The 26,407-nt window shown below is 74.0% G+C and carries 24 protein-coding genes; 8 read left to right on the forward strand and 16 right to left on the reverse strand.

Annotated elements, in window-relative coordinates:
* Nucleotides 1-158 precede the first annotated feature (158 nt).
* Complete coding sequence (locus ABD332_RS23015) at nt 159-908, reverse strand: sulfite exporter TauE/SafE family protein (protein ID WP_344504113.1); 750 nt, start codon at nt 906-908, stop codon at nt 159-161.
* Between the two features lie 30 nt (nt 909-938).
* Here ABD332_RS23015 and ABD332_RS23020 point away from each other — a divergent pair, with 30 nt between their 5' ends.
* Together ABD332_RS23020 and ABD332_RS23025 are read left to right on the forward strand one after the other, a co-directional pair.
* Complete coding sequence (locus ABD332_RS23020) at nt 939-1,262, forward strand: PadR family transcriptional regulator (protein WP_344504114.1); 324 nt, start codon at nt 939-941, stop codon at nt 1,260-1,262.
* A 9-nt stretch (nt 1,263-1,271) separates the two neighbouring features.
* On the forward strand, nt 1,272-1,976 hold the full coding sequence (locus tag ABD332_RS23025) for a hypothetical protein (RefSeq protein ID WP_344504115.1): 705 nt from the start codon (nt 1,272-1,274) through the stop codon (nt 1,974-1,976).
* A 42-nt stretch (nt 1,977-2,018) separates the two neighbouring features.
* Here the strand turns inward: ABD332_RS23025 and ABD332_RS23030 are convergent, their stop codons facing one another.
* The 8 genes from ABD332_RS23030 to ABD332_RS23065 form a co-directional block, all read right to left on the reverse strand.
* Nucleotides 2,019-2,777: an SDR family NAD(P)-dependent oxidoreductase gene (locus ABD332_RS23030; RefSeq protein ID WP_344504116.1), complete on the reverse strand. Its 759-nt coding sequence runs from the start codon at nt 2,775-2,777 to the stop codon at nt 2,019-2,021.
* 75 nt (nt 2,778-2,852) lie between these two features.
* Nucleotides 2,853-3,704 carry an RNA polymerase subunit sigma-70 gene (locus ABD332_RS23035; RefSeq protein WP_344504117.1) on the reverse strand — a complete coding sequence of 284 codons (852 nt, stop codon included), beginning with the start codon at nt 3,702-3,704 and terminating at the stop codon, nt 2,853-2,855.
* An 11-nt stretch (nt 3,705-3,715) separates the two neighbouring features.
* Nucleotides 3,716-4,138 carry a glutaredoxin domain-containing protein gene (locus ABD332_RS23040; RefSeq protein WP_344504118.1) on the reverse strand — a complete coding sequence of 141 codons (423 nt, stop codon included), beginning with the start codon at nt 4,136-4,138 and terminating at the stop codon, nt 3,716-3,718.
* 18 nt (nt 4,139-4,156) lie between these two features.
* Nucleotides 4,157-4,426 carry an SCO0607 family lipoprotein gene (locus tag ABD332_RS23045; RefSeq protein ID WP_344504119.1) on the reverse strand — a complete coding sequence of 90 codons (270 nt, stop codon included), beginning with the start codon at nt 4,424-4,426 and terminating at the stop codon, nt 4,157-4,159.
* A gap of 4 nt (nt 4,427-4,430) precedes the next feature.
* Nucleotides 4,431-5,267, reverse strand: a complete 837-nt coding sequence (locus tag ABD332_RS23050; RefSeq protein WP_344504120.1) for a TauD/TfdA dioxygenase family protein — start codon at nt 5,265-5,267, stop codon at nt 4,431-4,433.
* Nucleotides 5,264-6,088, reverse strand: a complete 825-nt coding sequence (locus tag ABD332_RS23055) for an ABC transporter ATP-binding protein (protein ID WP_344504121.1) — start codon at nt 6,086-6,088, stop codon at nt 5,264-5,266. The genes ABD332_RS23050 and ABD332_RS23055 overlap by 4 nt, the downstream gene beginning before the upstream one ends.
* Nucleotides 6,075-7,103, reverse strand: coding sequence for a taurine ABC transporter substrate-binding protein (locus ABD332_RS23060; RefSeq protein ID WP_344504122.1), 1,029 nt, complete (start codon nt 7,101-7,103; stop codon nt 6,075-6,077). The genes ABD332_RS23055 and ABD332_RS23060 overlap by 14 nt, the downstream gene beginning before the upstream one ends.
* Before the next feature lie 53 nt (nt 7,104-7,156).
* The gene (locus ABD332_RS23065) at nt 7,157-7,921 is read right to left on the reverse strand and encodes an ABC transporter permease (protein WP_344504123.1); all 765 of its coding nucleotides are present in this window, start codon (nt 7,919-7,921) and stop codon (nt 7,157-7,159) included.
* Nucleotides 7,922-10,224: 2,303 nt separating this feature from the next.
* On the opposite strand from ABD332_RS23065, the gene ABD332_RS23070 reads away from it, so the two are divergent.
* Nucleotides 10,225-10,437, forward strand: coding sequence for a hypothetical protein (locus ABD332_RS23070; protein ID WP_344504124.1), 213 nt, complete (start codon nt 10,225-10,227; stop codon nt 10,435-10,437).
* A 123-nt stretch (nt 10,438-10,560) separates the two neighbouring features.
* On the opposite strand, the gene ABD332_RS23075 is transcribed toward ABD332_RS23070, so the two are convergent.
* A complete protein-coding gene (locus ABD332_RS23075) occupies nt 10,561-13,059 on the reverse strand; it encodes an Hsp70 family protein (protein ID WP_344504125.1) in 2,499 nt (832 codons plus the stop codon).
* A 95-nt stretch (nt 13,060-13,154) separates the two neighbouring features.
* Between ABD332_RS23075 and ABD332_RS23080 the strand changes: the two genes are divergently transcribed.
* The 4 genes from ABD332_RS23080 (at nt 13,155) to ABD332_RS23095 (ending at nt 16,287) form a co-directional block, all read left to right on the forward strand.
* Entirely contained in the window at nt 13,155-13,685 is a 531-nt protein-coding gene (locus ABD332_RS23080; RefSeq protein ID WP_344504126.1) for a flavoprotein, read from the forward strand.
* Nucleotides 13,682-14,284 (forward strand): adenylate kinase family protein, encoded by a 603-nt coding sequence (locus ABD332_RS23085; protein WP_344504127.1) that lies wholly within the window; start codon nt 13,682-13,684, stop codon nt 14,282-14,284. The genes ABD332_RS23080 and ABD332_RS23085 overlap by 4 nt, the downstream gene beginning before the upstream one ends.
* Nucleotides 14,278-15,057, forward strand: a complete 780-nt coding sequence (locus ABD332_RS23090; RefSeq protein ID WP_344504128.1) for an alpha/beta fold hydrolase — start codon at nt 14,278-14,280, stop codon at nt 15,055-15,057. The genes ABD332_RS23085 and ABD332_RS23090 overlap by 7 nt, the downstream gene beginning before the upstream one ends.
* A gap of 78 nt (nt 15,058-15,135) precedes the next feature.
* The gene (locus ABD332_RS23095) at nt 15,136-16,287 is read left to right on the forward strand and encodes a serine hydrolase domain-containing protein (protein WP_344504129.1); all 1,152 of its coding nucleotides are present in this window, start codon (nt 15,136-15,138) and stop codon (nt 16,285-16,287) included.
* A gap of 352 nt (nt 16,288-16,639) precedes the next feature.
* On the opposite strand, the gene ABD332_RS23100 is transcribed toward ABD332_RS23095, so the two are convergent.
* The 4 genes from ABD332_RS23100 to ABD332_RS23115 form a co-directional block, all read right to left on the reverse strand.
* Nucleotides 16,640-17,407: a class I SAM-dependent methyltransferase gene (locus ABD332_RS23100; protein WP_344504130.1), complete on the reverse strand. Its 768-nt coding sequence runs from the start codon at nt 17,405-17,407 to the stop codon at nt 16,640-16,642.
* A gap of 150 nt (nt 17,408-17,557) precedes the next feature.
* The gene (locus ABD332_RS23105) at nt 17,558-22,030 is read right to left on the reverse strand and encodes a hypothetical protein (protein ID WP_344504131.1); all 4,473 of its coding nucleotides are present in this window, start codon (nt 22,028-22,030) and stop codon (nt 17,558-17,560) included.
* 26 nt (nt 22,031-22,056) lie between these two features.
* The gene (locus ABD332_RS23110) at nt 22,057-22,839 is read right to left on the reverse strand and encodes a hypothetical protein (protein WP_344504132.1); all 783 of its coding nucleotides are present in this window, start codon (nt 22,837-22,839) and stop codon (nt 22,057-22,059) included.
* Nucleotides 22,836-24,368 carry a hypothetical protein gene (locus tag ABD332_RS23115; RefSeq protein ID WP_344504133.1) on the reverse strand — a complete coding sequence of 511 codons (1,533 nt, stop codon included), beginning with the start codon at nt 24,366-24,368 and terminating at the stop codon, nt 22,836-22,838. The genes ABD332_RS23110 and ABD332_RS23115 overlap by 4 nt, the downstream gene beginning before the upstream one ends.
* Nucleotides 24,369-24,490: 122 nt before the next feature.
* On the opposite strand from ABD332_RS23115, the gene ABD332_RS23120 reads away from it, so the two are divergent.
* The gene (locus ABD332_RS23120) at nt 24,491-24,787 is read left to right on the forward strand and encodes a hypothetical protein (protein ID WP_344504134.1); all 297 of its coding nucleotides are present in this window, start codon (nt 24,491-24,493) and stop codon (nt 24,785-24,787) included.
* Here the strand turns inward: ABD332_RS23120 and ABD332_RS23125 are convergent.
* Both ABD332_RS23125 and ABD332_RS23130 read right to left on the reverse strand, forming a co-directional pair.
* Nucleotides 24,784-25,836 carry a hypothetical protein gene (locus tag ABD332_RS23125; RefSeq protein ID WP_344504135.1) on the reverse strand — a complete coding sequence of 351 codons (1,053 nt, stop codon included), beginning with the start codon at nt 25,834-25,836 and terminating at the stop codon, nt 24,784-24,786. The genes ABD332_RS23120 and ABD332_RS23125 overlap by 4 nt on opposite strands.
* A complete protein-coding gene (locus ABD332_RS23130; protein ID WP_344504137.1) occupies nt 25,836-26,348 on the reverse strand; it encodes a SigE family RNA polymerase sigma factor in 513 nt (170 codons plus the stop codon). The genes ABD332_RS23125 and ABD332_RS23130 overlap by 1 nt, the downstream gene beginning before the upstream one ends.
* Nucleotides 26,349-26,407: the final 59 nt, after the last annotated feature.

The raw sequence follows: 26,407 nt of genomic DNA on the forward strand, positions 1-26,407 counted from the left end.
TCCGGCGCCCGGTCGGCGTGCCGCCCGCAGGGCCGCCATGCGGGCGGACTTCGTGAGGGCGTCGCCGGGCGCGTCGCCCGCGGGGCTGTCACGCGGGCGGACTTCGTGAGGGCATCGACCCGCAGGGCCGTCATGCGGGCGGACCTCATGGGGTCCCGTCAGCGTGCCGCCCGCAGGGCCAGCCACGCGGCGAGGGCGAACCCCATGAGGGCCGCGGCGGCGCGCAGGACCCTCGGGTCGAGGCGGCGGGTGACGGCCGGGCCGATCGCCCCGCCGATCGTCGTGCCGGCCGCCAGGGGCACCACCGTCCACCAGGCGACGTCGGCAGCGAGCACGAACACCACGGCGGGCAGCACGCCGGCGCAGGCGGTCAGCGCGTTCTTCACCGCGTTGGCGCGGACCAGGTCGGCGTCGACCAGGTGCAGCACGGCGGCGAGCGTGAGGATGCCCGCGCCGGCGCCGAAGTATCCGCTGTAGACGCCGACCGCGAAGACCGCCACCGGCCACGTCCTGTCGCCGGGCCGTGCCGGCCGCCCGCCGTGGGGCGACGACCCGGCGACGGGGCGGACGAGGATCAGCACGGCGGCGAACGCGACCAGCACCGGCACGATCCACGCGAACACGTCCGCCGGCGTCACCAGCAGCAGCACCGCCCCGGCGGTGCCACCGGCCGCCGCGAGCGCGGCCCACCCGGGCAGCCCGCGCCGGTGCGCCCGCAGCTCCTGCCGTGACGCCGCCGACGCCGCGACCGCCCCGCTGATCAGCGCCACCGTGTTAGCGACGTTGGCCTGCACCGGCGCCAGCCCGGCGGCGAGCAGCGCGGGGAACGCGACCAGCGACGCGATCCCGCCCGCGGTGCCGATCACCCCGCCGATCACCCCGGCGAGGAGGAGGAACACCGTTGACATCCACCGATCTTATACCTAGCCTCTCTAGGTATGGATGTGCGGGGGCACCTCGACCTTTTGCTGCTGACCGTGCTGGCCGACGCCGGCCCAGTGCACGGCTATGCGCTGATCGCCACCCTCCGGGAGCGGTCGGGCGGCGCGTTCGACCTGCCGGAGGGCACCGTCTACCCGGCTCTGCACCGCTTGGAACGTGACGGTCTCGTCGTCAGCCACTGGGAGCACGCCGTCCCCCGCCGCCGCCGCGTCTACTCCCTCACCCCCGACGGCCACCGCGCCCGGGTGACGAAGCAGGCCGAGTGGCACACCTTCCTCACCGGCGTCGAGTCCGTCCTCGCTGGCACCGCAGCACCGTAGGCCGGCGGCGTGGGCTTCGACGTCGGCGTCGGGCTGTTCCTCTGCGCCGAGACCGTCCGGCCGCTGGAGGAGCGGCGGCGGTTCCTGGACGCCGTCAACGCCACGCTGGAGCGGCACGGGCTGCCCCCGCACCGGGAGCCGCGGTCCGTCGCCGAGATCGATCCGCCGCTGCCGCCGGGGACGGACCCGTGCCTGCTCGGCGCATCGATGGGCGCGTACTCGTCGCACGCCCGGCGGTCCGACCGGCTCGACTGGCTCGCCCGGCACGTCGCGGTCCGCGGCACCGCGCCGGCCGCCGGCCCGCCGTACGGGCCGGAGCTGTACCAGGCGTATGACCGCCTGCCGGACCGCGCGGCGACGTTCGACCACCTGCTCGCCGCGTGCGGCGATGGGGTCGTCGTGCTCCCGCGGCCGCTGGACCGGGTCCTTGCCGGCGATCACTGCTGGCTGATCTCGGCGGACCGGCTGCGCGCCGAGGCCGTGGCGCTCGGGTACGTCCTGCGCACCGCCGACCCGGCCGTCAGCGACTCGCCCGTCGTGGACTGGATCACCGGGACGGCCGTGCCGGACCGCTCGTTCGAACACCTCCGCGCCCGGATCCCCGACGATGCCGACGTCTGGCAGGGCTGGGCCGAGGAGTCCGACCTGTGCCACCGCCTGCTGCAGAGCGCGGACGACGTGCTGCGGACGGGCGCGCTGGGCATCACCAGCTGACGCCGCCCCGGCTCCTGGCCCGAGCCGGGGCGGGCAGCACTGTCAGTCGAGCATGGCGCCGCAGGTGACGTTGACGGCGGTGCCGGTCATCGTGCGGGCCAGGTCCGAGGCGGCGAACACCGCGACGTCGCCGACGTCCGCCAGGGTCGCGGCGCGGCCGAGGAGGGTCTGGCCGGTGATGGACTTCTCGATGGCCTCGAGGGCCGGGGCGTCGGCGGGGATCGAGTCGGGCAGGCCGCCGGTGCGCAGCGTCAGGACCCGGACGCCGTGCGGGCCGAGCTCCGTGGCGAGCTGGCGGCGCATGTGCTCGACGGCCTGGAAGCCCGCCTGCAGGCCGCCGAGGTGGAAGTCGCGCGGGGGGTCGCCGGCGCCGCCGAAGAACAGCAGGACGCCGCCGCGGCCGTCGCGGACCATGTGACGGGCGGTGGCGCGGGACGTGATGAACTTCGAGCGGACCGACTGCACGACCGGGGCCAGGTAGTCCTCGACGGTCATGTCGATCATCGGGGTGCCCTGGACGTCGGCGTCGGCGATGACGTTCACGGAGATGTCGATCCGGCCCGCCGCGGCCACGACCGCCGCCGCGTGGGCGTCGACGGCGTGCTCGTCGAGCGCGTCGACGGCGGCGGTGTCCGCCGCCCCGCCCGAGGCGCGGACGTCGGCGGCGACCGCGTCCAGGGTGGCGAGGGTGCGGCCGGTGAGGAACACCCGGGCGCCCGCCCGGCCGAACGCCCGCGCGATGGCGCCGCCGACCGAGCCTCCGCCGCCGTAGATGATCGCGTTCCTGCCTGCGAGGAGCATGCTGGTTCCTTCCCGTGGGTGTACCTGTCACCGGTACAACCCCGCGGGCCGGCCAAACTCATCGGCCGGCGCCGCTCATCGGCCGGCGAGTGTGGCCGGCAGCTCGAAGGCGGGGAACAGCGTCGGGTCGAGGAACGACACCACGTCGGTCAGTTGTCCGCCGCGCACCGTGACCACGTCGATGCTCGCCGCGACGAAGGCGTCGTCGCGCAGCAGGTACGTCCCGAAGGCCGGCCGCCCGTTGGCCCGGGCCGGCAGGAACCGCCACCGGTGGTGCGCCGGACCGGCGAGGAGGAACGTGCGGATGGCCGCGGCGCCGCGGTACACCTCGGGCAACGGCGGCATCGAATACTTCGCGTCGCCGGCGAGCATGCTCACGATCGCGTCCACGTCGCCGCGCTCCCAGGCCGTGCGGTACGCCCCGGCGACCGCCGCCACGTCCCCGGCGGCCACCGGCTCAGGCGCGGGCAGGGCCGCCCGCGCCCGCTGGACGGCGCTGTTGACGGCGGCGACCGTGGTGCCGAGCAGGCCGGCGGTCTCCGCGGCGGAGAAGCCGAGCACGTCGCGCAGCAGGACCGCGGCCCGCGGGCGCGGCGGCAGGTGCTGCAGGGCGGCCACGAACGCCAGCTCCACCGAGATCCCGGTCAGCGCGTCCGGCAGCGGCTGCAACCACAGCGGCTCACCCTCGGCGCCGGCGGGCAGCTCGCGGCGGCCGCGCCGCTGCAGCGCGGTGAGGCAGCGGTTGGTGGCGATGCGGAACAGCCAGGGCCGCACCCCGTCGTGGTCGGCGAGCCGCTCGAACGCCTTCCACGCCCGCAGGTACGTCTCCTGCACCGCGTCCTCGGCGTCGTGCAGCGAGCCCAGCATGCGGTAGCAGTGCGCGAGCACCTCACCACGCAGCGGGCCGGTCAGCGCCTCGAACGTCACCCGCCCATCGCTCACCGTGGCTGGAGACGCTGCCGCACCGTGGCGGGGGACGGGTTCACCTGCGCGTAGCCGTTGATGACGACGGTCGGCACGGTCTCGTTGCCGTCGGCGACCGCCCGCACCGCAGCGGCGCCGTCCGGGTCCCGCCAGATGTTGACCCACGCCGCGTGCCGCGCCCGGCCCAGCAGGCTCAGCCGCAGGCGCAGGCAGTACTGGCAGCCGGGCCGCCAGTAGACGACCGGCCTCCCCGACGCCTGCGCCTCGGCCGCGGGCGTGTGCCGCGGGAACGCGAGCGGCGAGAACGCGAGGCCGATCGCGGCGAAGAGCAGCCCGAAGACCACCGCGCCGGTCGGGGAGCCGCTCCGGAGCTGGTTGGCGACGACCACGGCGCCGATGGCCACGAACGCGAGGGGCACCAGCCATACACGGGTCACGGCACACACCCTAACCCGTCACGACACGATGGCCCCGTGCTCGTCGACGACCTTGTCGCGCCAGTAGCGGTCCCACTCGTCGTCGACGTACTTGGGGACCTTGCCTGCGGGGTAGTCGACGTATCCGGCCGGTGGGCCGGTGCCGTCGCGGACGCAGGTGCGGCCGGTGGCGTTGCCGACGGCCTTCACCGGGTGCTCGCCGGAGCCGCAGACGCGCTCCTTGAACGAGCACCCGCCTCCGGCGAGCAGGACCGCGGCCAGCAGGGGGACGAGTGCGCGCTGGGGCATGCTCTCAGTGTGGCCCCACCGGGGCGTCGCCGCGCAGCGTGATGCGGTGCATGACGCGGTGGGCGGTGCCGTAGTCGCGGTTGGCGTAGTGGGCGGTGCTGCGGTTGTCCCACATGGCGACGTCGCCGGGCCGCCAGCGGTGCCGCACGATGTGCTCCGGCTTCGTCAGGTGCGCGTAGAGCAGGTCGAGGATGCCGCGGCTCTCCGCCTCCGAGACGCCGACGATGTGCGACGTGAACCCGGGATTGACGAACAGGCCCTTCCGGCCGGTCTCCGGGTGGACCCGCACCACCGGGTGCTCGACCGGGTCGAGGCGGGTGACGACCTCGCCGTCCCACACGCTGCCCTTGCCGCCGCGGCGCTGCGCCAGGTAGTACCCGAACTCCCGGTTGCCGTCGTGCACGGCGGTCAGCTGGTCGGCGAGGGCTCGTACAGGAGCGGACAACGACGCATAGGCCAGCTGGCTGTCCGCCCAGTTGGTGTCGCCACCCGACGGCGGCAGCACGACCGCCCGCAGGATAGAGCCGAGCGGCGGGCGGGGCATGAACGTGACGTCGGTGTGCCACACGTCGGCGAAGCCGTTGTCGGCGCTGTCGAGCGCGTACACCTCGGGGTGGGCCTCGTCGACGCCACCCACGACGGGGTGCGACGCGGTCAGCTCGCCGAGCCGCCGGCCGAGCCGAACCTGGCCGTCGTCGTCGAGTTGCTGCCCTTCGAAGAACAGCACCTTGTGCTCGACGAGCGCGGCCCGCACCTCGGCGAGCTCGTCGTCGGTGGCCCGGTCCAGGTCGATGTCGTGCACGTCGGCGCCGAAGTGCGGGCCGAGGTGGTCGAGCTTCACAGGGTGCTCCTCTCGATTGCCTTGCCCTGGGCCGCTTCGCGTTCATGGGCCGTTTCGCGTTCATGGGCCGCTTCGCGTACGGCGTGGCCGATGGTGGTCCGTAGCGCCGCGTACTCCGGCAGGCCTCGCAGCTCGTCCGGCTCGACGCCGGTGCGGGGCAGGTCGATGTCCAGGTCCAGGGCGACCCGGCCGGGGCGGCTCGTCAGCACCACCACGCGGCTGCCGAGGAACACCGCCTCGTCGACGCTGTGGGTCACGAAGACGCAGGTCCGTCCGGTCTCCGCGGTGACCCGCCGCAGGTCCTCCTGCAGCCGCTCCCTGGTCAGCGCGTCGAGCGCCGCGAAGGGCTCGTCCAGAAGGAGCAGCGGATTCGGTACGGCCAGGGCCCGTGCGATCGCGACGCGCTGCTGCTGCCCACCTGAGATCTGCCAGACCCGCCGCCCGGCGACGTCGTGCAACCCGACCCGCTCCAGCAGCTCCAGCACCCGCTGCTGGCGGTGTTTTTGGGGTACGCCGGCATACCGCAACGCGAGCTCGACGTTACCGCCGACGGTCTTCCACGGCAGCAGGCGCGGCTGCTGGAACACCAGGCCGGCGCCGCGCCCCGGCTCCGGGACCTCGCCGTCGGCGCGCACCGTGCCGGCGGTCGGCTGCTCGAAGCCCGCGATCAGCCGCAGCAGCGTGCTCTTGCCGCAGCCGGACGCGCCGACCAGCACCAGGAAGGCGCCGGTCGGCACGTGCAGGTCGATCGGGCCGACGGCCGTGACCGCGCTGTAGCGGTGCTCGACGTTCGCGATGGTGATCGCGTCAGGCGAGGACACCTGGGAGACCCTTGGTGTAGATGGCCTTCTCCACCGTGGCGAGGTCCGGCACGGCGTCGATCTTCTTCTGGCCCTTGAGGAACTCGGCCGCGGCGAGCAGGTTCTTCGCCAGGTCACCGACCTTCTCGGGGGTGCCGAGCCAGGTGCCGCTGGCGATGTCGGCGGGCTTGAGGAACACGCCCTGGCTCAGCTGGTGCTTGGCGTCCTCGGCGCTGATGTTGAGCTCCTTGCCGACGGCCGTGGCCGCCGCGGCCGGGTCGTTGGCGATGATGTCGAGCGCCTTCGCCTCGGCCTTGCGCCACGCGTCGACGGCGTCGGGGTGCGCGGTCGCGAACGCGGTCGACACAACGCCGAGGTCTAGGGTCGGCTTGCCGCCGGCGGCCAGCTCGCGGCTGGTGATGAGGACCTTGCCGGTCTTCTTCAGCTCGTCGAGGGACGGCAGCCAGGTGTACGCGGCGTCGAGGTCACCACGGGTCCACGCGGCCTGGATGTCCTGCGGCTCCAGGTCGACGATGGTCAGCTCGGACTCCTTGATGCCGGCCTTGTCCAGCGCGGCGAGCAGGCTGTAGTGCGCGGTCGACGCGAACGGCGTGCCGACCTTCTTGCCCTTGAGATCCGCGATCGCGTTGACGTTGGATCCGTTGCGGGCGACGAGTGCCTCGTTGTCGCCGGCCACGTCGAGGACGAACGCGACCTGGTACGGGATGTTCAGCGGCGCCGACAGCCCACGGGCGACGGGGCTGGACCCGATGGCGGCGATGTCGACGCTCTTGGCGACGAACGCGGTGTTGATGCTCGCCCCGGAGTCGAACTTCGTCCAGGTGATCTTGTAGTCGGGCAGCGCCTTCTCCAGCAGCCCCTGGTTCTTGACGATGAGGTCGCCGCTGGGGAACGCCTGGTACGCGATCCGGATGGTCTTCTGCTCAGCGCTGGTGTTGCCGCCGGCGGCACCGTCGCCGCAGGCGGCCAGGGACAGCGCGACGGCAGCGGTGGCGATCAGGCTTCGGATTCTCAAGGGGTTGGTCCTATCGTTTGTTCGGCTTGTTCGGCTTGTTGTTCGGCTTGCTTTCAGGCGCGTCCGCGCCAGGGGATGAGGCGGTTCTCGGCCTGACGCAGCACCGCGTCGATAGCCAGTCCGGACAGTCCGATGGCGAAGAGGCCGAGCACGACGACGTCGGTCTGGGAGTACCGCTGCGCGTCGCGGACCATGCCGCCGATGCCGGGCACGCCGTTGATGGTCTCGGCGGCCACGACGGATGAGTACGCGATGCCGACCGCGAGCCGGATCCCCGTGAAGATCTCGGGCAGCGCGCTGGGCAGCACCACGTCACGGGTCACCTGCCAGCGCTTCGCCCCCAGCGCCCGGGTCGCCTCGACCAGCGCGGCCGGCGCACCATGCACGGCCGCGGCGGTCGCCACCGCGACGGGCGGCATGGCGGCGATCGACAGCAGCCACAGCTTGGGCGTCTCGTCGATCCCGAACCAGATGATGAAGAGGCTGAAGTACGCCAGCGGCGGCAGCGCCCGCACGAACGTCACGACCGGCTCGGCGACGACCCGGACCCAGCCGACGGTCCCCATCACCACACCGGCGACAAGCCCCCCGGCCACCCCGATCACCGACCCGATGAGGATGCGTCGCAGGCTCACCCCGAGGTGCTCGATGAGCAGGTGCCCGCTGTACCCCCGGCTCCCGTCATGCGTGCCCGACGTCTGCACCAGCCGGTCCCACACCGCACCGGGCGAGGGAATGAACGTCGGGTTGTCCATGACCACCGCAGTCACCTGCCACAACACCCCGAGCACAACCACGGCGAGCACCCGCAACCCCACCCGCCGCCCATACCCGCCTGCCACGGCACTCCCCACTCAACCCTCGCTCCAGCAAAGTATGCAATTCCTATCGTATAAGTAGAGAAGAATCAAGCACCCTCCTTCCGCCCAACAGCAATCACAACCCCCACCACCGCTCAGGAAGCCCACGACGCCGCCAGCCCTCCCCACACCAGCCGCGACAGTGATCGCAACGCCCCCACCACCGCTCAGGAAGCCCACGACGCCGCCAGCCCTCCCCACACCAGCCGCGACAGTGATCGCAACGCCCCCGCCGCCGCTCAGGAAGCCCACGACGCCGCCAGCCCTCCCCACACCAGCCGCGACAGTGATCGCAACGCCCCCGCCGCCGGTCGGGAGGCCCACGCCGACGCCTGGCGGCCCTCCCCACGCCAGCCCACCCGCCACCGGACCCACCGCGGCACCCTCACGCCCGCCACCCAGCCCACCGCTGACGGAGCGCCCCACCTCGACCGACCACGCCCTCGGACTTTCTGCCCCCACACCCTCACACCCCACGACCACCAGCCGCCTCAGCCCGCAACGACCCCCGCCCCAACCGACTTCGCCCCGACCAGCCCTGCTCCAATCGGCTCCGCGCAATCGGCTCCGCGCAACCCCTGCCCAACCGGCCCCGCCTCGACCGACCACGCCCCAATCGACTCCGCACAACCGACGGCGCCCAGCCGACCTCGCCTCAATCGGCTCCGTGAAGCCGGCCTTGCGTAACCGGCCTTGCGTAACCGGCCTTGCGTAACCGGCCTTGCGTAACCGGCCTTGCGTAACCGATCCCGCGCCCGGCCGACTCCGCACCCAGCCTGCGCAGCCCCTCGTCCCCGGCGATCACGGTCGGCCCAGCCGGCGCCGAGCCGACGACGGCGACGCGCTTGGAGCGGACGACGTGCCCAGCGAAACCACAACGACGGCGCCCGGCTCAATCGCGCGGTGATCGACGAGCGCCAGTCCATCGCCGACGAACGAACACCAACGCAGGCCGGCAATCCATGCGGAGGTGGACGGCCCACCTGGTCGGCCCGACGGACTGCTGCCGCCAGCCCCCGATGTGGCGGAGGCCCTTCCGGTGGTGGCCGGCACCAATGCCGCCGGTCCGAGCCGAAGATGTGACGTCGGCAGCCCGCGGCGCCGAGCGGAAACCGGCAAGCGGAAGTGTCGTGGTCGTAGCTCCTTTGTCGATGGTGGCTGCCGGTCGCAGCTGTCTGGGCGCGATCGCGCCGCGGTGGTGATGGTGGTGGCGGGCGTGACGACGGTGGGGCGCCGACATGGTTCGCCGCTGCGCAAGACCATCGCGGCGGTGGCTCGCCCGGCCGGAGGCGCCAGACCGCCGAGGGCAACCCGACGAGACCACGCCGAGCGAACGACGCCGCCCGATGAGGTGGCGGTGAGTCAGCGGACTCCGGCGGATGAGGTGATGGTGAACCAGCAGCGATGCCCGGACCAGCAACAGCGACGGCCGACCCGAGCAACCGTGGACTGCCGGTTGCGGCAGGCGCAGGTGAACGCTGGCGGTCGTCGACGACCAGTCGGGCCGAGGTCGAACCCGCGGCTGTCACTGGTGGACATGTTTCGGCCGCCGGGCTGGGCGGATGTGGACGGATGCTGGCACCGGGTCGAGCCGGTGGCGGTCCGATGGTCGGTGCCACCGTGGGTGGCGATGACGGCGGCGATGACAGCGGCGATGGTGCGGTAGTTGGTCTGAGAGCCTGCGCGCCAGCCTTGGTCCGTGGCCGCGACGCCGAACGCGCGCCCGCGGCCGTAGCGGCTGGCGGTTGGCCTGTTGCGGTGACTGGTGCAGGTGCCTGCGGATCAGTGGTGGCTGGTGCAGGTGCCTGCGAACTGGTGGTCGTTGGTGGTCGGGGTGGTGAGTCGACCACTGAGGCCCGGCTGGGTGGTGACAGGCGCGTTCCAGCCGGTGGGTTGGGTGATGAGCCAACTGCTGACGTCCGATGGGGTGGTGATGGGCGCGTTGTCGCCGGTGGTCTGGGTGCCTGTGGGCCGGCGGTCGCGACCGGTCCGGGCCTTGGTGTGCCGGCGGCCGGCCCGGGTGGAGGTGGTGTGGTGGTTGGTCTTGGTGGTGGTGTGTCAGCGGCTGGTCTGGGTGGCAGTGGGGCGGTAGTTGGTCTGGGTGGCAGTGGGGCGGTAGTTGGTCTGGGTGGTGTGCTTGCGGCTGGTCTGGGCCGGGGTGGATATGCAGCGAGGCCGCCCGGAGCTCGTCCTCCTGCTCCCGTACCTTCTCCGCCTCGGGCGGCGGGTGGTCCAGATGGGCGTGGCTGTGGTGGGGCGGGATGGTCGAGCTCGCGCAGGATCTGGGCGTTGCGGAGGCGGGTCAGCTTGGTCGCGTGGCGGGCGGCGAGGCCGTGCGTGCGGGCTTCCGCGAACTCCGCCCTGGCTCGCTGCTTCGCATCGCGGCGGCGTTGCCACTCGGCGGCGGACGCGGCGCGGCGGGCTTCCCCGCTGACAGGGTCCAGCGTCGCCAGTGGGCTGGAATCTGGTGCTGACAAAGAAAAGTACGGTCGTGGCATGCGCCGCCTCCCCCGATAGGCGCTGCCCCAGCATTCTCCCAACCCCCACACCCCACCGTCCAGTCCGATGACGCACAGCGAGCGTCATCGCACCGTGAGTCAGGCTGTGATTTCGAGGGTGGCTTTTGTGGGACGCTTGGAGCGGGAGCCGGTCAGTTCGACGGTGGTCTTGCCCTCGGTGAGGGCTGCCGTCGGCATGGTCCATTCGACGGTGCCTGTGGAGGTGGCGGTCTTGACGGTCTTCTGGGTGCCGTTGACCTTGATGGTGACCTGTTCGCCCTTGTCGAAGCCGGTGCCGGTGACCTTGACCGAGGCGGTGCCGACCTTGACGGAGCCGGGGGTGAGCTTGGCGGTCGGGCCGGGGGCGGCGGCAGTGGTGGAGGGGGCAGCGGAAGCGGCGGCCTTCGTCGGGGTGGTCGAGGCGGGCGCGCTCGCCTGCGGATTACCGGTCCACTGCTCGATCTTGTCGCGGCCGGCGCTGAGCAGGCCGCGGCCCCACGGGGTCAGGGCGAGGACGATGATGAGCGGCACGGCCATGAGACGGAGGCGCCAGAAGAAGCGGGAGACAGAGAAGCCTGAGCCGCTCCGGCGGGGACGGGCGGGCGGCGGTGCCGGCGGTGGGTCCGCGGGACGCTCCGGCGGGTCTTCGCGGGCGTACTGCGGCATCAGGTCCTCGTCGCCGTAGATCGCGACGTTGCCCTGCATGGTGACGCCCGGGCCGATGATGACCGAGGGGCGCTGTGGGCGTTGTTGCTGCGGTACGACCGGAGCCTGCTGGACCACCGGAGCCTGCAGGGCGGCCGGAGCCTGCGGGGGTGCGCCGTGCGTGGGCGGGTAGGTCGGCGCGGGGGATGCGTACGCCCCGGGGCCGGAGGTCTGATACGTCGCAGGCGGTGCGGATGCAGGGAAGCTCGCCGAGGGGGGATAGCCGGCCGGTTGCCCAGCACCCGGATGGGCCCCGGACGTACCGGAGGCCGGGTAGCCCGCAGGCGGCGTAGAAGTCTGGTAACCCGCAGGCGGTGAGGAAGCCGGGTAACCAGAAGACGGTGAAGAAGCTGGGAAACCAGAAGACGGTGAGGAAGCCGGGTAGCCGGCAGGCGACGCGGAAGTCTGGTAACCCGTGGGCGGCCCGGAAGCTGGGTAACCAGACGACGGGGTGGAACCCGCGTAGCCGGCAGGCGGGGCGGAAGCCGCGTAGCCAGACGACGGTGAGGAAGCCGCGTAGTCAGAAGGCGGGGCAGAAGCCGGGTAGCCAGGCGACGGTGACGAGGCTGGGTAGGCAGAAGCCGGGTAGCCAGAAGATGGGGCAGAAGCCGCGTAACCAGCAGGCGGGGCGGAAGTCTGGTAACCCGTGGGCGGCCCGGAAGCTGGGTAACCAGAAGACGGGGTGGAAGCCGGGTAGCCCGCGGCGGGTGTGGAAGTCGTGTACCCGGGCGGCGAAGAGAGGGGATAGCCCGGCGGCGGGTCGGTGGGTGGTGGGGCGGAAGGGTATGCCGCAGGGGCGCCCTGAGTGACGATGTTGCCGAGGAGGAGGGCGCCGAAGGCGACCGGCAGCTCAGGCTGCTCCGGCACGATGGGGGCCATGCCGAAGCGGGCGTGCAGGCGGCTCGCCACCAGGGGCAGCCGGCTGGAGCCGCCGACCAGGAGGATCGCGTCCAGCTGGGAGGCGGGGACGCCGGAGCGTTGCAGGACGCGGCGGGTCTCGTCGACGGCGCGGTCGACCAAGGGGCCCGCGACCCGGTCCAGCTCCTCCCGCGTCAGGTGGGTGGCCTGGTCGACGCCCGGCACGTGCACCGGCGCGGAGGCGGCTCTGGAGAGCATCTCCTTCGCTGCGCGTACCTCCGACCAGAACGCCATCCTGTCGCGGAAGTCGGCACCTGTACGCGGCTGCTGCAGGCGGCGCCACAGGTCGGGGTCGTGGGCGGCGATCTGCTGGCCGAGGTGGCCGACCAGGGCGGCGTCGATGTCGGTGCCGCCCAGGTCGTCGAGGCCGCCGGTGGCCAGGACGCGCAGGGCGTCGGGCGAACCCGCAGGAGCCGCGGCGGCCACGGTGACGTCCAGCGTGCCGCCGCCGAAGTCGAACACGGCGACCACGCGGCCGGGAGCGACACGGGCGCCGAGGACCCGCATGCAGTACGTGGCCGCGGCCACCGGCTCGTCCAGCAGCGTCACCCGGCCCAGCCCGGCGATGTCGGCCGCCGAGGACAGCACGGCGCGGCGGCGCGGGCCCCAGTCGGCGGGGCAGGTGAGCACCGTGGTGCCGCCGGCCAGGACGCCGGTCTGCGCGGCCTCGCCCGCGACGCGGCGCAGGATCGCGGCGAGCAGCTCGACGACGGGCACCTCGCGGTCGCCCAGCAGGATGAGGCCCTCGTCGATGTGACCCTTGGGGTTCGGCTCGTAGCGCGCCGCGTCGGTGGCCATGTGCCGCTCGGCGTCGCGCCCCACGAACACGGTGCCGGAGGCGTCGGCGAACACGGCCGACGGCAGCAGCGGGTTGCCGTCGAAGAGCAGCGGGCGCGGCGTGCCGTCGCCCCGGTCGACGACCGCGACCGTGTTGGAGGTGCCGAGGTCGACGGCGAAGCGGACCTGACCCTGCACGAAGCACCCCCACACGCGGACCGGACGCCGAATGGTACGCCACCACGGAAGGTACGCAGCCCGCAACTGAGACGAACGGAGGTTAGGGTTGGCGGATGCCGGTGCTGTACGTCGTTGCCTGCGGCGGGCGCCCCGCTGCCGACCTGCCCGACTTCGTCGCCTCCGCCCAGCGCGACGGGTGGACCGTCTGCGTGGTCGCGACCCCCGACGGACTCAAGTTCATCGACGCCGCCGCCCTGCGGGAGCAGACCGGATATCCGGTGCGCTCGCAGTACAAGAACCCCGACGAGCCTGACGTCCTGCCGCCCGCCGACGCGTTCGTGGTCGCCCCGGCCACCTTCAACACGGTCAACAAGCTCGCCGCCGGGATCAGCGACACCCTCGCCCTCGGCCTGCTCAACGAGGGCATCGGCCTGGGCCGCCCCGTCATCGCCGTCCCCACCCCCAACGCGGGCCTGTCCCGCCACCCCGCGTTCCTGGCGAGCGTGCGCACCCTGCGCGACTGGGGCGTCACGGTCCTGTTCGACCCGGCCGCCGTCCCACCCCTGGACAGCGACCCGACCACCCCGGTGCCCCCGTTCCCGTGGCCCGCCGCCACCGCCGCGCTCCACGCCCTGCCCCGATGAGACGCCTCGCCGTCATCGGCGTCCCCGGCACGGACCCGTGGGCCATCGCGGACATGATCGCGGCGCGCCTCGGCGTCGCTGCCGTCAGCATCGGCGATGCCATGCAGGCGGAGTTCCGTGCCGGCACCGCCCTCGCGGCCGAGGCTGGCCGGTTCATGAACGCCGGTGAGATCGTGCCGGACGAGCTGTATCTGTCGATCCTGCTGCCGCACCTGCACCGCGACGGCTTCGTCCTGGCCAACTTCCCGAGGGACCCCGCCCATGCCGCCGGGCTCGCCGAGCGGGGCGTCGCCCTCGACCGCGTCGTCGATCTGGTGCTGCCGGACGCGGAGGTCGTCCGCAGGCTCGACGGCCAGCGGATCTGCCGCGGCTGTGGCCGGGTGTGGCAGGTCGACGATGCCCTGCCGGACCGTTGCGACCGCTGCGCCGGAGAGCTGTTCCGGCCCGGTGCCGACGTCCCCGGACTCGCCGTGATGAGAGTGCGGAACTACCGGTCCATGGTCGCGCCGGCGCTGGAGCACTACCGGGCGCTGGGGATCCTGCACCCGGTCGACGCGACCCTGCCGCCGGAGCGGATCGTCGAGGCGGCGCTGTGCTGACCCGGGACGGGTGTCGACTGTGGACGGAGGTCGGCGGGGACGGGCCGCCGCTCGTGTTCTGTCACGGCGGGCCGGGGCTGTGGGACATGGCCGGCGACCTTGCCACGATGTTCGCCGGGCACCACCGGACCGTCCGCTGGGACCAGCGTGGCTGCGGGCGGTCGGAGCGGCGCGGGCCGTACACCCTGGACCAGAGCCTCCAGGATCTGGACGACGTCATCGGAGAGCACGCGGGCGGCGGGGCCACGCTGCTCGGGCACTCGTGGGGTGCGCACCTCGCCCTCGAATACGCGCTGGGGCATCCGGATCGTGTGCGGCGGCTGGTGTACGTCGCCGGCACGGGCATCGGCGACGAGGACACGTGGAAGCCGGCGTTCCGGCGCAACCTCGGCGGCGTGCTGAGCGGCTGGGACCGGGCGTCGGTGGTGCGGCTGTGGACCGCCGAGTTCCCCGACCGGGAGCGGGCCGCCGAGCACGCCGAGGCGATGGCGACGCCGTGGTTCGACATCAACCGGGAGTGCAGCGCCACCATCAACGCCGAGATCGCGCGGCGGCTGCGGGAGACGGACCTGGCCGCGCGGTGCCGGGAGCTGCGCGTGCCGGTGCTGGTCGTCGACGGCAGCGCGGACCTGCGGCCGCGGTCGGCGGTCGACTCCCTGGTGGCGGCGCTGCCCGACGTGCGCAGGGTGGTGCTGGACGGGGCGAGCCACCTGCCGTGGGTGGAGGACCCTGACGGATTCTCGGGGGCGGTTCTCGGGGACCCGCGGAGGTAAACCCCGGATGCCCGTGCGGCGGCTGCGGCGAAAGGGTGGGAGGGACAGATTTCCACCTATCGTTGGAGGTGACCGCAAATGCGCGCACTCGGTGCCGCACTCGTCGCGGCGGCGCTCGTCGTCGGGACGGCCGTGCCCGCCCAGGCACACGGCACGCACGGGGAGCGGTGCACGCCCGTGGCCGCCGGGACCCCGCTGAGGGAGGCCATCGCGGGGCTGCCGGACGCGGAGGCGTCCGGGGCGATCCTGCTGCTGCACGACGCCGGCGGCTGCCGGCAGGGCACCGCCGGGATCGCCGACGTCCGCACCGGACGGACGGTGCCGGTGGACGGCAGGTTCCGGATCGGCAGCATGACGAAGACGTTCACGGCGGTCGTCACGCTGCAGCTGGTCGCCGAGGGGCGGCTCGACCTGGACGAGACCGTGCAGCACTACCTGCCGGACCTCCTGCCCGCCGGCACGGCACCCGTGACGGTGCGGCAGGTCCTCACGTACACCAGCGGCATCAACCACGTCGAGGTCCCCAACAAGCAGTCGGCGTGGTTCCTGGAGCACCGCTACGACCGGTGGGCCAAGGGCAGCCAGATCGACACGGCGAAGCCCTTGGCGTTCACGCCCGGCACGAAGCAGCGGTACGGCAACGTCGACTACATCGTGGCCGGGCTGCTGATCGAGAAGGTGACCGGCCGCACCTGGGAGTCGCAGATCCAGCGCCGGATCGTCGAGCCGCTCGGCCTGCGCGGCACCACCGCGCCCGGCCGGGACGTCGAGATCCGCGGCCCGCACGCCCACGGCTACGAGGCGACCGACGCCGGCTGGGTCGACGTGACCCGCGCCGACACGTCGCTGCAGTGGTCCGCCGCGTCGATCGTCTCGACCGCGCCGGACCTGGACAGGTTCATGGTGGCCCTGTTCAGCGGCCGGCTCGTGCCGGAGCCCCAGCTGTCGGAGATGTTCACCGTGCCCGCGGGGATCAAGCTGTACGACGGCAACGACGACCCGTCCGACGACAAGGACGCGGTGTACAGCGCCGGCCTGACGAAGCTGCCCGTCGGCCCGCTGACGCTGTGGGGCAAGAGCGGCGACCGCCCCGGCTACAACAATGGGATGGCCGCGACCCGGGACCTGTCCTCGCGCCTGGTCTTCTCCGTCAATACCCTGCACATGGGCGGCAGCGACCAGCCGGTCCGCTCCCAGCGCATCATCGCCGCCGCGCTCCTGGGACTCTGACCGCTTGCTCTTGGTCTCCGCGAAGACAAGCTGCGCGGAGACTAAGGGGAGCCATCTGGGGCCGCGGCTCGGGCCGGCGATCACCGGCGACTTCCCGGACGTCGTCGCGGCCCTCATCGCGCAGGCGCGGGTAGGGGCGTAGAGGATGGCGTTGCGGCCGGACGAGAGCCCGGGGTTCCTGCTGTGGCACGTCACGCTGCGCTGGCAGCGGGGCATCGCGGCGGCGCTCGGGCCGCTCGAGCTGACGCACGTGCAGTTCGTGCTGCTGGCCAGCGCCTGGTGGCTCAACCGGGCCGCCGAGGCGCCCAACCAGCCGGCGCTCGCCAGGCACGCCGGCACCGACGTGAAGGGCTCAGGGCTTCGTGCCGGTGGTGAGGACCGAGTGCTTGCCCACGTGGAATGCACCCTCCGTGTCGATGCGGGCCTGCACGTAAGCGGCCGCGGCGGCGCGTTCGGACGGGGTCAGCGGGGTGTCGGCGAGGCTCTCCAGATAGGCCAGGACCGGCTCGACCCTGGTTATGCGCAGGTCACAGTGGTACCGCTCGACGCGCACCCCGGTACACCAGCGCTCGATCAGGGCCGGAGCTGACTCCGCGCTGAAGTCGCCGAGCCGGCCCGCCAGCTGCAGGTCGGGCCGGCCGATCGCGGGGCCGATGGCGTCGAGCTCGGCCAGATGGGCGCGGCCGTTCGTCGTCGTGATCAGGCGACCGCCCGGGCGTAGGACTCGGACCAGCTCGCGGACGCCGGCGGGCGGCTCGTCGAGGTGGTACAGCATGTGGTTGGCCAGCACCGTGTCGAAGGCCCCATCGGCGAACGGCAGCCGGGTCACGTCGCCGCGCAGGACGCGGGCGGACGGGACCGCCGTCAGCCGCGCGCACATCGCGGCGGAGAAGTCGGCCAGGGTCAGGGTGCGCACCGCCTCGGTGCGGGCATACGACCACAGCGCGCCGGTGCCGGCCCCGGCCTCCAGCACGTCGCCAGCGAGGCCGAGGCGCTCGGCCAGCCAGTCGAACCAGCTCTGCGGGTTGGTGCCGTGGTTCTGGTGCAGCGCGATCCGGGCGGCCAGGCGCCCGTCGTTTTCCGCGTACTGAATGACGGCGTGCGCGGCGGCGGCGGTCATGCGCCTCAACCTACCGTGTCGCGCAGCCCCCGGTAGGCCGCGAGCGCGCCGGGCAGCGTCACCGCGCCGCCGGCCCCGTTTACCGGAGACCTCGCCTTCTATCGATCACCGACACGCAGCCAACCAGCTCGACGACGTACCAAACACGGCTTAGAGCAGCGTCTCCTGGTGCGGGAACGTGAGCCGGGCGGTGGTGATCCCCTCGATCACCTGGTCGTCGTTCAGCTCGCGTTCCTGCACCTGGGCGTAGTTGCGGCCGCGGTGGTGGGTGTTGCGCATCCGGACCACGTTGGGGAAGCGGCCGACGGCGCGCATGTCGCCGAGGCCGGACAGGAAGACGAGCTGGATGCCGTTCGCCGCGGCGACCCGGCGCTGCAGGTCCAGGAACGCGACGTAGTTCGCCGTGCCGAGCGGGTTGTCCATCGGCAGCACGCCCAGGCCGGGCACGTCGCCGCCGCGGTTGGCGGCGCGCAGGCGGGCGAGCATGCAGAACAGCAGCAGGCTGATCGTGACCTTCTCCCCGCCGGACCACTTGCTCATCAGCTCGACCGGCTGGCGGTCCTCACCGAGCTCGGTCGACGGCTTCAGCACGCGGGCGGTGAAGTTGCCGCGGCCGACGACGGCGGTGGTCGCCTCCCACACCAGCGTCAGCCCGTCGGGGATGTTCTCCTGGCGGGCGACGAGCCGCTCCACGAGGCGCTCGACCCGGCTGCGCAGCGTCGCGTCGGTGGTGTCCACAGTGGATCGCGGGCCGACGTCGAGGAAGCGGCGGTTGCGCAGGTGGTCGGCGAGGCCGGGCGGCAGCTGCGCGTGGTGCTGGGCGCGCTGCAGCGTCTTGAGCCCCTCGCGGACCTCGGCGCACAGCGCGGTCACCACGAGGTGCTTGTCCTTGTCGACGGCCTCGAGCTCGCCGGCGAGCGCGTGCCGGTAGGTGCGCAGCTCCCCCGCCAGCTCCGGCGGCAGGTCGGCGGTGCGCTCGCCGCGGAACCGGTCCCGCACCTCGGCGGTGACGGCGGCGAAGCGCTCCTCACCGGCCCAGCGGTCGACGCGGTGCACCTCGGCGGCGAGCTGGTTGCGGACGGCGGTGACCGCCTTCTCGGCCGCCTGCAGCGCCCGCCGCGCGGCGCGTCCCGCCTCCCGCGCCGCGTCGACGTCGCCGTCGAACGGTGGCGCGGCGACGGGGTCGTGCTCGCCGAGGTCGGCCTCCAGGTCCCCGGCGAGGCCCTGGAAGTCGGCGGCACGGCGGTGCTGCGCCTCGGCCGCCCGCACGGCCGCCGCCTGCCGTTCGCGGGCCACCCGCACGGTCTCACCGGCGGCGTCGAGGTGCTCCTGCAGGTTCTGCGGCGTCGGTACGGCCGGCGACAGCTCCTCCGGCGCCGGGCGGCTCGCGCCGCGGTCGGCGAGGTCCCGGCGGGCGGCGTCGCGCTCGGCCTCGGCCCGGGTCGCGGCCGCCCGCGCCGCGAAGTGCTCCTGCTCCGCGAGCTCGGTGTCGCGGGCGACGAGCGCCGGGTCGGCGGCCTCGGGCGTGGCGGCGAGCCGGGCGGCGGTCTCGTGCTCCTCGGCGCTGAACTGCCGCGCCTGCCGGTCGAGCGCGTCGAGCCGCCGGCCGATCTCGCTGATCGTGGCCTCGAGGGCGTCGCCGGACGAGCGGCGCGTGTACGCCTCGTCGGCCGCCTGGTACGCGCTCATCGCCGCCGCGAGGCTCACCGGCTTTCCGATGCCTGCCGCCGCGCCGGCGCCTTCGCGGGCCGGCCCGGCGCCGGGCGCCGGTTCGGCGACCCGGCGGAGCTCGTCCATCCTGGCGCGGTGGCCCCTGGCGGTGCTCCGGTGCTGTTCGGCGTCCGAGGTGCAGCGGGCGGCGACGGTGGCGTGCCCGCGCTCCTGCTCCTCCGCCTGCTCCAGCTGCCCCTCCAGGTCGGTCCGGGCGGCGGGCAGCCCGCGCAGCTCGGCGCGCTGCCGGTCGGCCTCGGGCGCCCGGCGGGCCAGGTCCTGCAGCACGCCGAGGCGGGTGGCCAGGATCCGGCGCCGCTCGGCGAGCAGCTGCTGGGCCTGGCGCAGCCGGCCGGCGCGGGCGTCCAGCTCCCCGCGGGCGCCGTCCAGCTCGACCGCCCGGCTCCGGGCGCCGCGCAGCAGCTCGCCGATCCGCTGGTGCTCGGCGTCGAGGTGCTCGCGATGCCCCGGCGGGCACCGGTCGGCGAGCTGGCGCAGCTGGTCCTTGAGCCGCAGGTCGTGGTCGCGGGCGTCGAGCAGCTCCTGGACCCGCTCGCCCCGGTCCCGGCGGCTCTCGGCCCGGCGGTCCGCCTCCCGTGCCGCCGCGGTCCGGTCGTACATGGCGGGCGCCGGCTCCAGGACGAACCCCGGCCCCGGCTCCCCTGACTCCCCTATGGCGGCGTCGAGGTGCGCGGTGGTGGAGACCTGGACGGCGCTGGTGGGGAAGAGCCGGGCGGCGTGCAGGGCCGCGCGGGCGCGGCCGAGGTCGGCCTCGTCGTGCAGGAGGAGGCCGCCGACGAGGTGCGGGACCCGGTCGACGAGCGCGGCCCAGCGGTCCTGCGGGACCCGGTCGGCGAGGTGGTGCCAGCCGGTGCTGGCGGGGATGCGCTCGGCGGCCAGGACGTCGGCGGCGCGGGCCAGGTCGAGGGCGGCGGGCAGCAGCCCGCGCGGCGAGGCGAGCGCCTGCACGGCCCGGTCGTCCTCGGCGTCGGCGACGGCGAGCTGGATGCGCTGCCGGTCGGCGCCGACGATCGCCTCCGACAGCTGGTCGACGAGGAGCCGCTGCTCGCCGACGGGGTCGACGGTGTCGCGTTCGGTGAGCGCGGTGAGCCGCGGGTCCGTGGCCAGGGCGTCGATCTCGGCGAGCAGCGGCGTGCGGACGCTGTCGAGCGTGGCCAGCTGCCGGGTCAGCTCGGTGACGGCGGCGTGCACCGAGGCGCGTTCCCGCTCGTGTGTGGCCCGGTCCGCGTCGAGCCGCTCCGCCTCCGCCGGCAGCTCCTCCGCCAGCCGCCGCGCCGCCTCCTCGTCGGTGGCGCGGGCCGCGGCCAGCGCCGCCCCCAGCCGCTCGACGGTGCCCACCGCTTCCGCGTCCTCCGCGGCGGCACCGACGTGACCGGCAACGCCGAGGTGGCCGGCGGCGGCCGGGTCTGCGGCGGGGTCGGCGGTGATCGGGGCGTCGGCGGTCGGGTCGGTGGTCGTGGTGAGGTGGCCGGCGGTGGCGGCGGCGCGCACGTCGTGGTCGAAGGTGGCGAGGTACTGCTCGATCGCGCGTTGCCGGCCGGTGAGTCCGCCCAGGTCGGCGCGGAGGCCGTCGGCGAGGGCGCGGGACTTCGCCTGCTGCTCGGCGGCGTCGGCGGCCTGGGTGGTGAGCGTCGCGACGGTGTCGTCGAGCTCGGCGCACGCGTCGCGCAGGGCCGACAGGTACCCGGCGGCGGCCTCCGACCTGGCCTGCCGCAGCGGGGCGGCGCCCGCCTCCGCCTCCCGCTGCCGGCCCCGGGCGGCGGCGAGGCGGGAGGTGAGCTGGTCGCGGTCGACGAGGAGCGGGACGAGCTGCCAGGCGCGGTGCACGCGGCGCCGGGCGAGGACGGTGGCGGCGGCGTCCTCGACGGCGGTGCGGGCGTCGGCGTGCCTGCGGGAAGCGGCCTGCCACTGCTCCTCCCGCAGCAGCACGTCGAGGGTCGCCGCCCTGGTCTCCGCGTCGGTGGCGGCGAGCGCGGCGGCGCCGGCCACTGCCTCGTGCTCGCCGGCGGCGGCAGCGGCGAGGGCGGCGGCGCCGGTGAACGACGCGGCGAGGCGCACCGCCGCCTGCCGGTTGGCGGCGGCCTCGGTGGTGGCGGTGGTGACGGCGGCGCGGGACCGGTCGAGGACGTCGAGGAGGTCGACGGCCTCGTCGCAGAAGGCGACCTCGGCGCGCAGGCGCGGCTGGCGGGCGAGCCGTTCGCGGGTGCCGCGCAGGATCGTGGCGACCTTCGTCGCCGAGGTGGGCTCGGTGACGAGGCTCAGCAGGTACTGCACGAAGTCGTCGGACGTCCTGAACTTGAAGTGGTGCTCGATGCCGCCCTCGGAGGCGTTGATCCGCAGGATGGCGGTGAACAGGCCCGGGTCGAGGCCGCGGTCGTGCAGCGCCTGCGCCCACCGGTCCTGCTTGGTGGTGACGACGGCCTCGGCGGCGGCCGGCAGCGCCTCCACGGCCCGCACGAACTCCTTGAAGTCGGCGGTCGCGAACGGCAGGGACTCGATCTCGACCTCGGGCGTGAAGGCGTACCAGGTCTGCTTCAGCCGGTCGTGCCCGGCGTTGGGGTCGGCGGGCTGGACGCGGTCGGTCCACTCGTAGACGGCGCCGGTGACGAGCCGCCGACCGGTCGGGTCGGTCCACTCGACGACGACGTGGCCGGTGTCGGCGCCGAGGATGCAGTCCTCCAGGTGCCGGCCGGTCGTGGCGGTGGCGAGGAAGTCCCGCCGGTCGGGCCGGATCAGGGCGCAGATGAGGGCGATCAGCGTCGACTTGCCGCCGCCGTTGCGCATCCACAGGATGGTGTCCAGCGGCGTGCCGTCCTTGCCGGTCAGGTCGAGCCACACGTCGCGGAAGCGCGCCGCCGGTGAGCCCACCCGGTCGAGGTACACCCGCCGCATCTGCCACAGTCTCGCCGGCGCCGCCATCACACACCCTCCACAGTGGACCCGCCGGTAGCGCTGACCGCGTCCGAAGCGGCCGGGCCCGGCGCGGTCGCGGTGCGGCGCACCGAGCGGAGCGCCTCCAGGGCCTCGCCGCCGGCCACGTCCGCGACGAGCAGCCGGAAGCGGTCGGTCAGCTGAAACGAGCCGGCGCCCATCTGCGGCACCTGCCGCGCGGCGCCCCGCTCGACGAGCCAGCCCAGGACCTCGAGGACCGCGAACTGCGTGCACCCCCGCGCCGGCCCCGGCAGCCGGTCCTTCGGCTTGAACGCGGCGGTCCGCCGGTACACCTCGGCCGCCCTGCGGGCCTGCCCGTCGACGGTGTCGGGGTCGCCGGTCAGGGCGAGGACCCGGTCGGCGGCGTCGCGGACGAACCGGTCCAGCGCCGCGACCTCCACGATCTTCACGTCGGTGGTGTCGAGGTCGACGTCGTGCGGGAACGCGTACGCGGCGATGCCCAGCACGACGAGTCCGGCGATGAGCTTGTCGTCGGCGCTCATGCTGCCGCCGCGCAGGTCGGCCATGCGCAGCGCGAACACGCTGCCCGGCTGGGTGCTCAGGACCAGGCCGGTGCGGGCGGGCGCGCCGAGCACGACGAGGCCGAGGCCCCCGGCGACGGTGTCGACCGCGTCACGGAAGGCGGTGTTGGTGCGGTACCGCTCCAGCAGCTGACCGTAGGTGTTGCCGTCGGTGGGCCGGGCGCCGGTGCGCAGGCCGAACGCGACGAGCTCGGCCGCCGACCACACGTCCTCGATCGGGACCGTCACGAGTCCAGGCCTCCTTCGTAGCGCACCAGCAGGTCGTCGCCCCAGGCGAGGGGATGGTCGAGGCGGTCGCCGGAGCGCTCCGCGGACAGCGCCTCGGTGAGGGCCGTGAGGTCGGACTTGGCGTCGGGGTCCCCGACGTCGGGCGCGTAGGACCACAGCGCCGTCAGCAGCACCAGCTCCCGCAGGTCGTCGCCGCCGTCGGTGGCCTCGGTGGCCTCGGTGGCCTCGGTGGCCCAGTCCAGCAGCGCCGACAGCGGGACCGGCTCGTCCGCGGCGCGGCGCAGGATGCGGGTGGCCTCGGCGACGACCGCGGGCGGGTAGGCCTGCAGGTCGACGCCCTCGACGTCGCCGGGCGTCTCGGTCTCCTGGTCGGCGGGTTCGGCCGCGCGGGGCGGGGCGAGCAGCATGTCGACGAGCCCGTCGAGGTGCAGCAGCCGCGGCACGCGCAGGCCGAGCACCCGGTCCCCGAACGTCTCGGCCACGACCCGGGCCTGCTCCGCCGGCGCGTCGAGCACGGGGTGGAACAGCTCCGGCTCGATGTTGAGCAGCCGCAGGTGGACCCGGCGGGCGAAGACCTGGCTCAGCTGGGCCTGCAGGAACACGCCCCGCGCGCCGGCGACCCGCTCCGCGAGGTCCAGGTGCACCCGGCGGATGCGGCGCAGGGTCTCCACGAGGTCGCCGGACGCCTGCCGCACGGCGCTGTCGGTCTCGGTGTCGATGCCCGCCGCGACGTGGTTGAGGACCTCGGCGTCGGCGGCGATGCGGGCCTCGACGTGCTCGCGGGCCCGCGCGAGGCGGTGCGGCACGTCGGTGATCCAGTCGAACGCGCGCACGTCGCGGCGGGTCGCGTCGAGCACGTCGGCGAGGGACGCGGACATGGCCACCGACACGCGCTCGGCCTGCGTGGCGGTGCGGGCGGCGGCCTCGAAGCGCCGGTCCCGCAGCTGGCGCTGCAGCACGACGGAGAACGCGGCCTCGGCGTCGTCGACGTCCAGGTCGAGGCCGTTGAGGTACAGCATGACCGCCTGGTGGGAGGCGAGCACGACCGCGCCGTCGGGGCCGTCCTGCAGCTGCAGGAGCTTGAACGCGTACTCCTCGCGGCGCGGCGGGAACGCGTGCGCGTCGACGAACGAGTAGACGAACGCGCCCTGGTTGTCGGCGTCGTTGAGCAGGCCTTTCACGACCCAGCGGGCGGCGTCCTGGTGGTCGTCGGCCGCGCCGCCGGGGTGCATGACGGCGGCGAGCTCGGCGGTCGACTCGATCAGCTCGGCGAGGGTGATCTGCCTGGCGAACCCCATCGACGCGACCGCGATGTCGACGGCGGCGAGGGCGAGCTGGCGCAGGTCGTAGGCCTGGTGGACGCTGGCGTGGGCGGCGTTGCGGACGAGCCGGGCGACCGGGTCGGTGAGGATCAGCGCCCGCCAGCGGGCCCGCATCGACGCGTCGGCGGCCGGTGAACGGACCTCGGGCTGGTCGGAGCTGGTGACCGGGCCGCTGTCGAAGAGGTCCGGCTGCCACTCCTGCACCACGCGGTCCCGCTCCTCCCCTGTGCGCTGTCGCCGCTCTTTTGCTGCGGTCCGCAACACTATCGGCGGATTCGAGCGGCGGCCAATTCACCGGCCCCGCACGTCGGGGGGATACCCTGCTCGGTGTGCTCGTCGTGCTGTTCGTCGCCGTGGCGTACGCGGTACTGATCGCCCTCCACGCGTGGATGATCCGGCACCACCGTCTCGAGGGCGCGTACGAGCCGCGGGCGGCCAGGTGGCTCGCCGCCCGCTTCGGCCCGCTCCCCCCGCCCCGCCCGGCCGGCCCCGTCCTGGCCCGCCGCGAGGCGAAGGCGTTCGACCGGCTGCTGACCGGCGACCTGGACCCGGCCGCGTACCGCGACCTGATGGCGTTGCTGGCGGCCCAGGACGCCGTCGAGCGGCCGCTGCGGGTGCCCCGCTAGCCCGGCGGTCCGATGCTGATCGCGGTGCCCGGCTCGGCGCCGGGCACGTCGAGCGTGGCGGTGACGGTGCCGTCCGGGGTCACCACGAGCACCTTGCCGTCCCGCACGGCCAGCAGCACGTCGGCGGTCACCCACACCGCAGGCCCCGGGAAGGGCACGCTCTGCCCGGTGGTGGTGTCGAAGCGCCGCCAGCCCGCCGACGCCTCGGGCACCGGGGGGCCGGCCACGACGTACCGGCCACCCGGAGACCACGAGAACGGGCCGGACGGCATCGCCGGCACCTGCGCGAAGCTTCTGGCCTCGCCGGACGTGGCGTCGAAGTACTGGAGGTGGTCGACACGTTCCTCCGCCTCACCGCCGGAGCGGTCGGCGATGGGCAGCGTGACGCCGCCGCCGTCGCGCGTCCAGGTGAAGGTGCACTCGCTGCAGTCGTACCGGTCGTGGTCGATCCAGTGTCGGCGCACCTCACCGGTCCCGGCGTCGATGACGGCGAACCCGACCTGGAACGGCTCCTTCTGGCTGATCCCGCCGACGAGGCGGTCACCGATCGCGTTCCAGCTGTAGTCGCCGACGAAGCCGGCGGTGTCGACGGTGACCGGGTTCGTGCCGCGGACGTCGCTGATCCGTACCTTCTCGGGGGCGACGACGGTGAGGACCCGCTTGCCGGCCGGCGCCGGCCACACCACGCCGGACGTGGCGACGAGCTCGCCGGTCGCCCGGTCGAGCACCCGGTCGCCGATCTTGGTCACGACCCAGCCACCGGGGAGTCCCGACCCCCACGCGAGTGTCGCCGCGGGTGACGCCTGTCGGGACGCCGTCACCGACGCGGCCGGCACCACGGGCGCCGCGCCGTCCCGGTGCGGCAGGGCCAGCCACGGCACGGCGACGGCGGCGACCGCCACGGCCGCGGCGGCGCCGACGGCCAGGCGGCGGGTCCGGCGGATGCGCCGGCCCTTGGCCATGCTGCGGGCGGCGAGGCCGGCGCCGGGGGCGTGGACCTCGCCGGCCATCTCGTCGATCGTCTCGTGGAGCAGCCGCTCGAAGCGCATCAGTGCCGACCTCCCACTTCCACCCAGTCGAGCTGCGGCACGAGCTCGCGCAGTTTCGCCAGGCCGCGGGACGCCTGGCTGGCGACCGTGCCCACCCGGCAGGACAGGATCTCGGCGGTCTCCTCCACGCTCATGTCCTCGAAGTACCGCAGGATCAGCACCGCCCGCTGCCGGGGCGGCAGCGCCCGCAGGGCGTCGCGCAGCAGCAGCCGCAGCGCGGTGTCGGAGTCGAGGTGCCGGGTGCCGGCGCGGTCCGGCGGCTCGGCGACCGTCACCTCCGCCTGCCGGCGCCGGCTGCGCCACCCCGACGCGAACTCGTTGTAGATCATCCGCCGGAGGTACGGCTCAGGCTCGTCGATGCGCCGCCACCGGGCGAACGCCTTCGCCAGGGCGTTCTGCACGAGGTCCTCGGCGGCGTGCCGGTCCCCGGTCAGCGCGTACGCCGTCTTCAGCAGCGCGTGCGCGCGCTGCTCGACGAAGGCCGAGAACTCGGCCTCCTCGGGTGTCTCCACGACGTGGCACCTCCTTCACCGCCATTGACGCCGTCGGTGCCGGAAAGTTTGCATCGCGG

Source organism: Dactylosporangium maewongense (assembly GCF_039531485.1).
GTDB lineage: Bacteria > Actinomycetota > Actinomycetes > Mycobacteriales > Micromonosporaceae > Dactylosporangium > Dactylosporangium maewongense.

Excerpts from the sequence above, each read along its gene's own strand:
- ABD332_RS23015 (WP_344504113.1), bottom strand. The coding sequence starts at position 908 with ATGTCAACGGTGTTCCTCCTCCTCGCCGGGGTGATCGGCGGGGTGATC.
- ABD332_RS23020 (WP_344504114.1), top strand. The coding sequence starts at position 939 with ATGGATGTGCGGGGGCACCTCGACCTTTTGCTGCTGACCGTGCTGGCC.
- ABD332_RS23030 (WP_344504116.1), bottom strand. The coding sequence starts at position 2,777 with ATGCTCCTCGCAGGCAGGAACGCGATCATCTACGGCGGCGGAGGCTCG.
- ABD332_RS23045 (WP_344504119.1), bottom strand. The coding sequence starts at position 4,426 with ATGCCCCAGCGCGCACTCGTCCCCCTGCTGGCCGCGGTCCTGCTCGCC.
- ABD332_RS23070 (WP_344504124.1), top strand. The coding sequence starts at position 10,225 with ATGGTCGAGCTCGCGCAGGATCTGGGCGTTGCGGAGGCGGGTCAGCTT.
- ABD332_RS23080 (WP_344504126.1), top strand. The coding sequence starts at position 13,155 with ATGCCGGTGCTGTACGTCGTTGCCTGCGGCGGGCGCCCCGCTGCCGAC.
- ABD332_RS23085 (WP_344504127.1), top strand. The coding sequence starts at position 13,682 with ATGAGACGCCTCGCCGTCATCGGCGTCCCCGGCACGGACCCGTGGGCC.
- ABD332_RS23095 (WP_344504129.1), top strand. The coding sequence starts at position 15,136 with ATGCGCGCACTCGGTGCCGCACTCGTCGCGGCGGCGCTCGTCGTCGGG.
- ABD332_RS23100 (WP_344504130.1), bottom strand. The coding sequence starts at position 17,407 with ATGACCGCCGCCGCCGCGCACGCCGTCATTCAGTACGCGGAAAACGAC.
- ABD332_RS23105 (WP_344504131.1), bottom strand. The coding sequence starts at position 22,030 with ATGCGGCGGGTGTACCTCGACCGGGTGGGCTCACCGGCGGCGCGCTTC.
- ABD332_RS23125 (WP_344504135.1), bottom strand. The coding sequence starts at position 25,836 with ATGCGCTTCGAGCGGCTGCTCCACGAGACGATCGACGAGATGGCCGGC.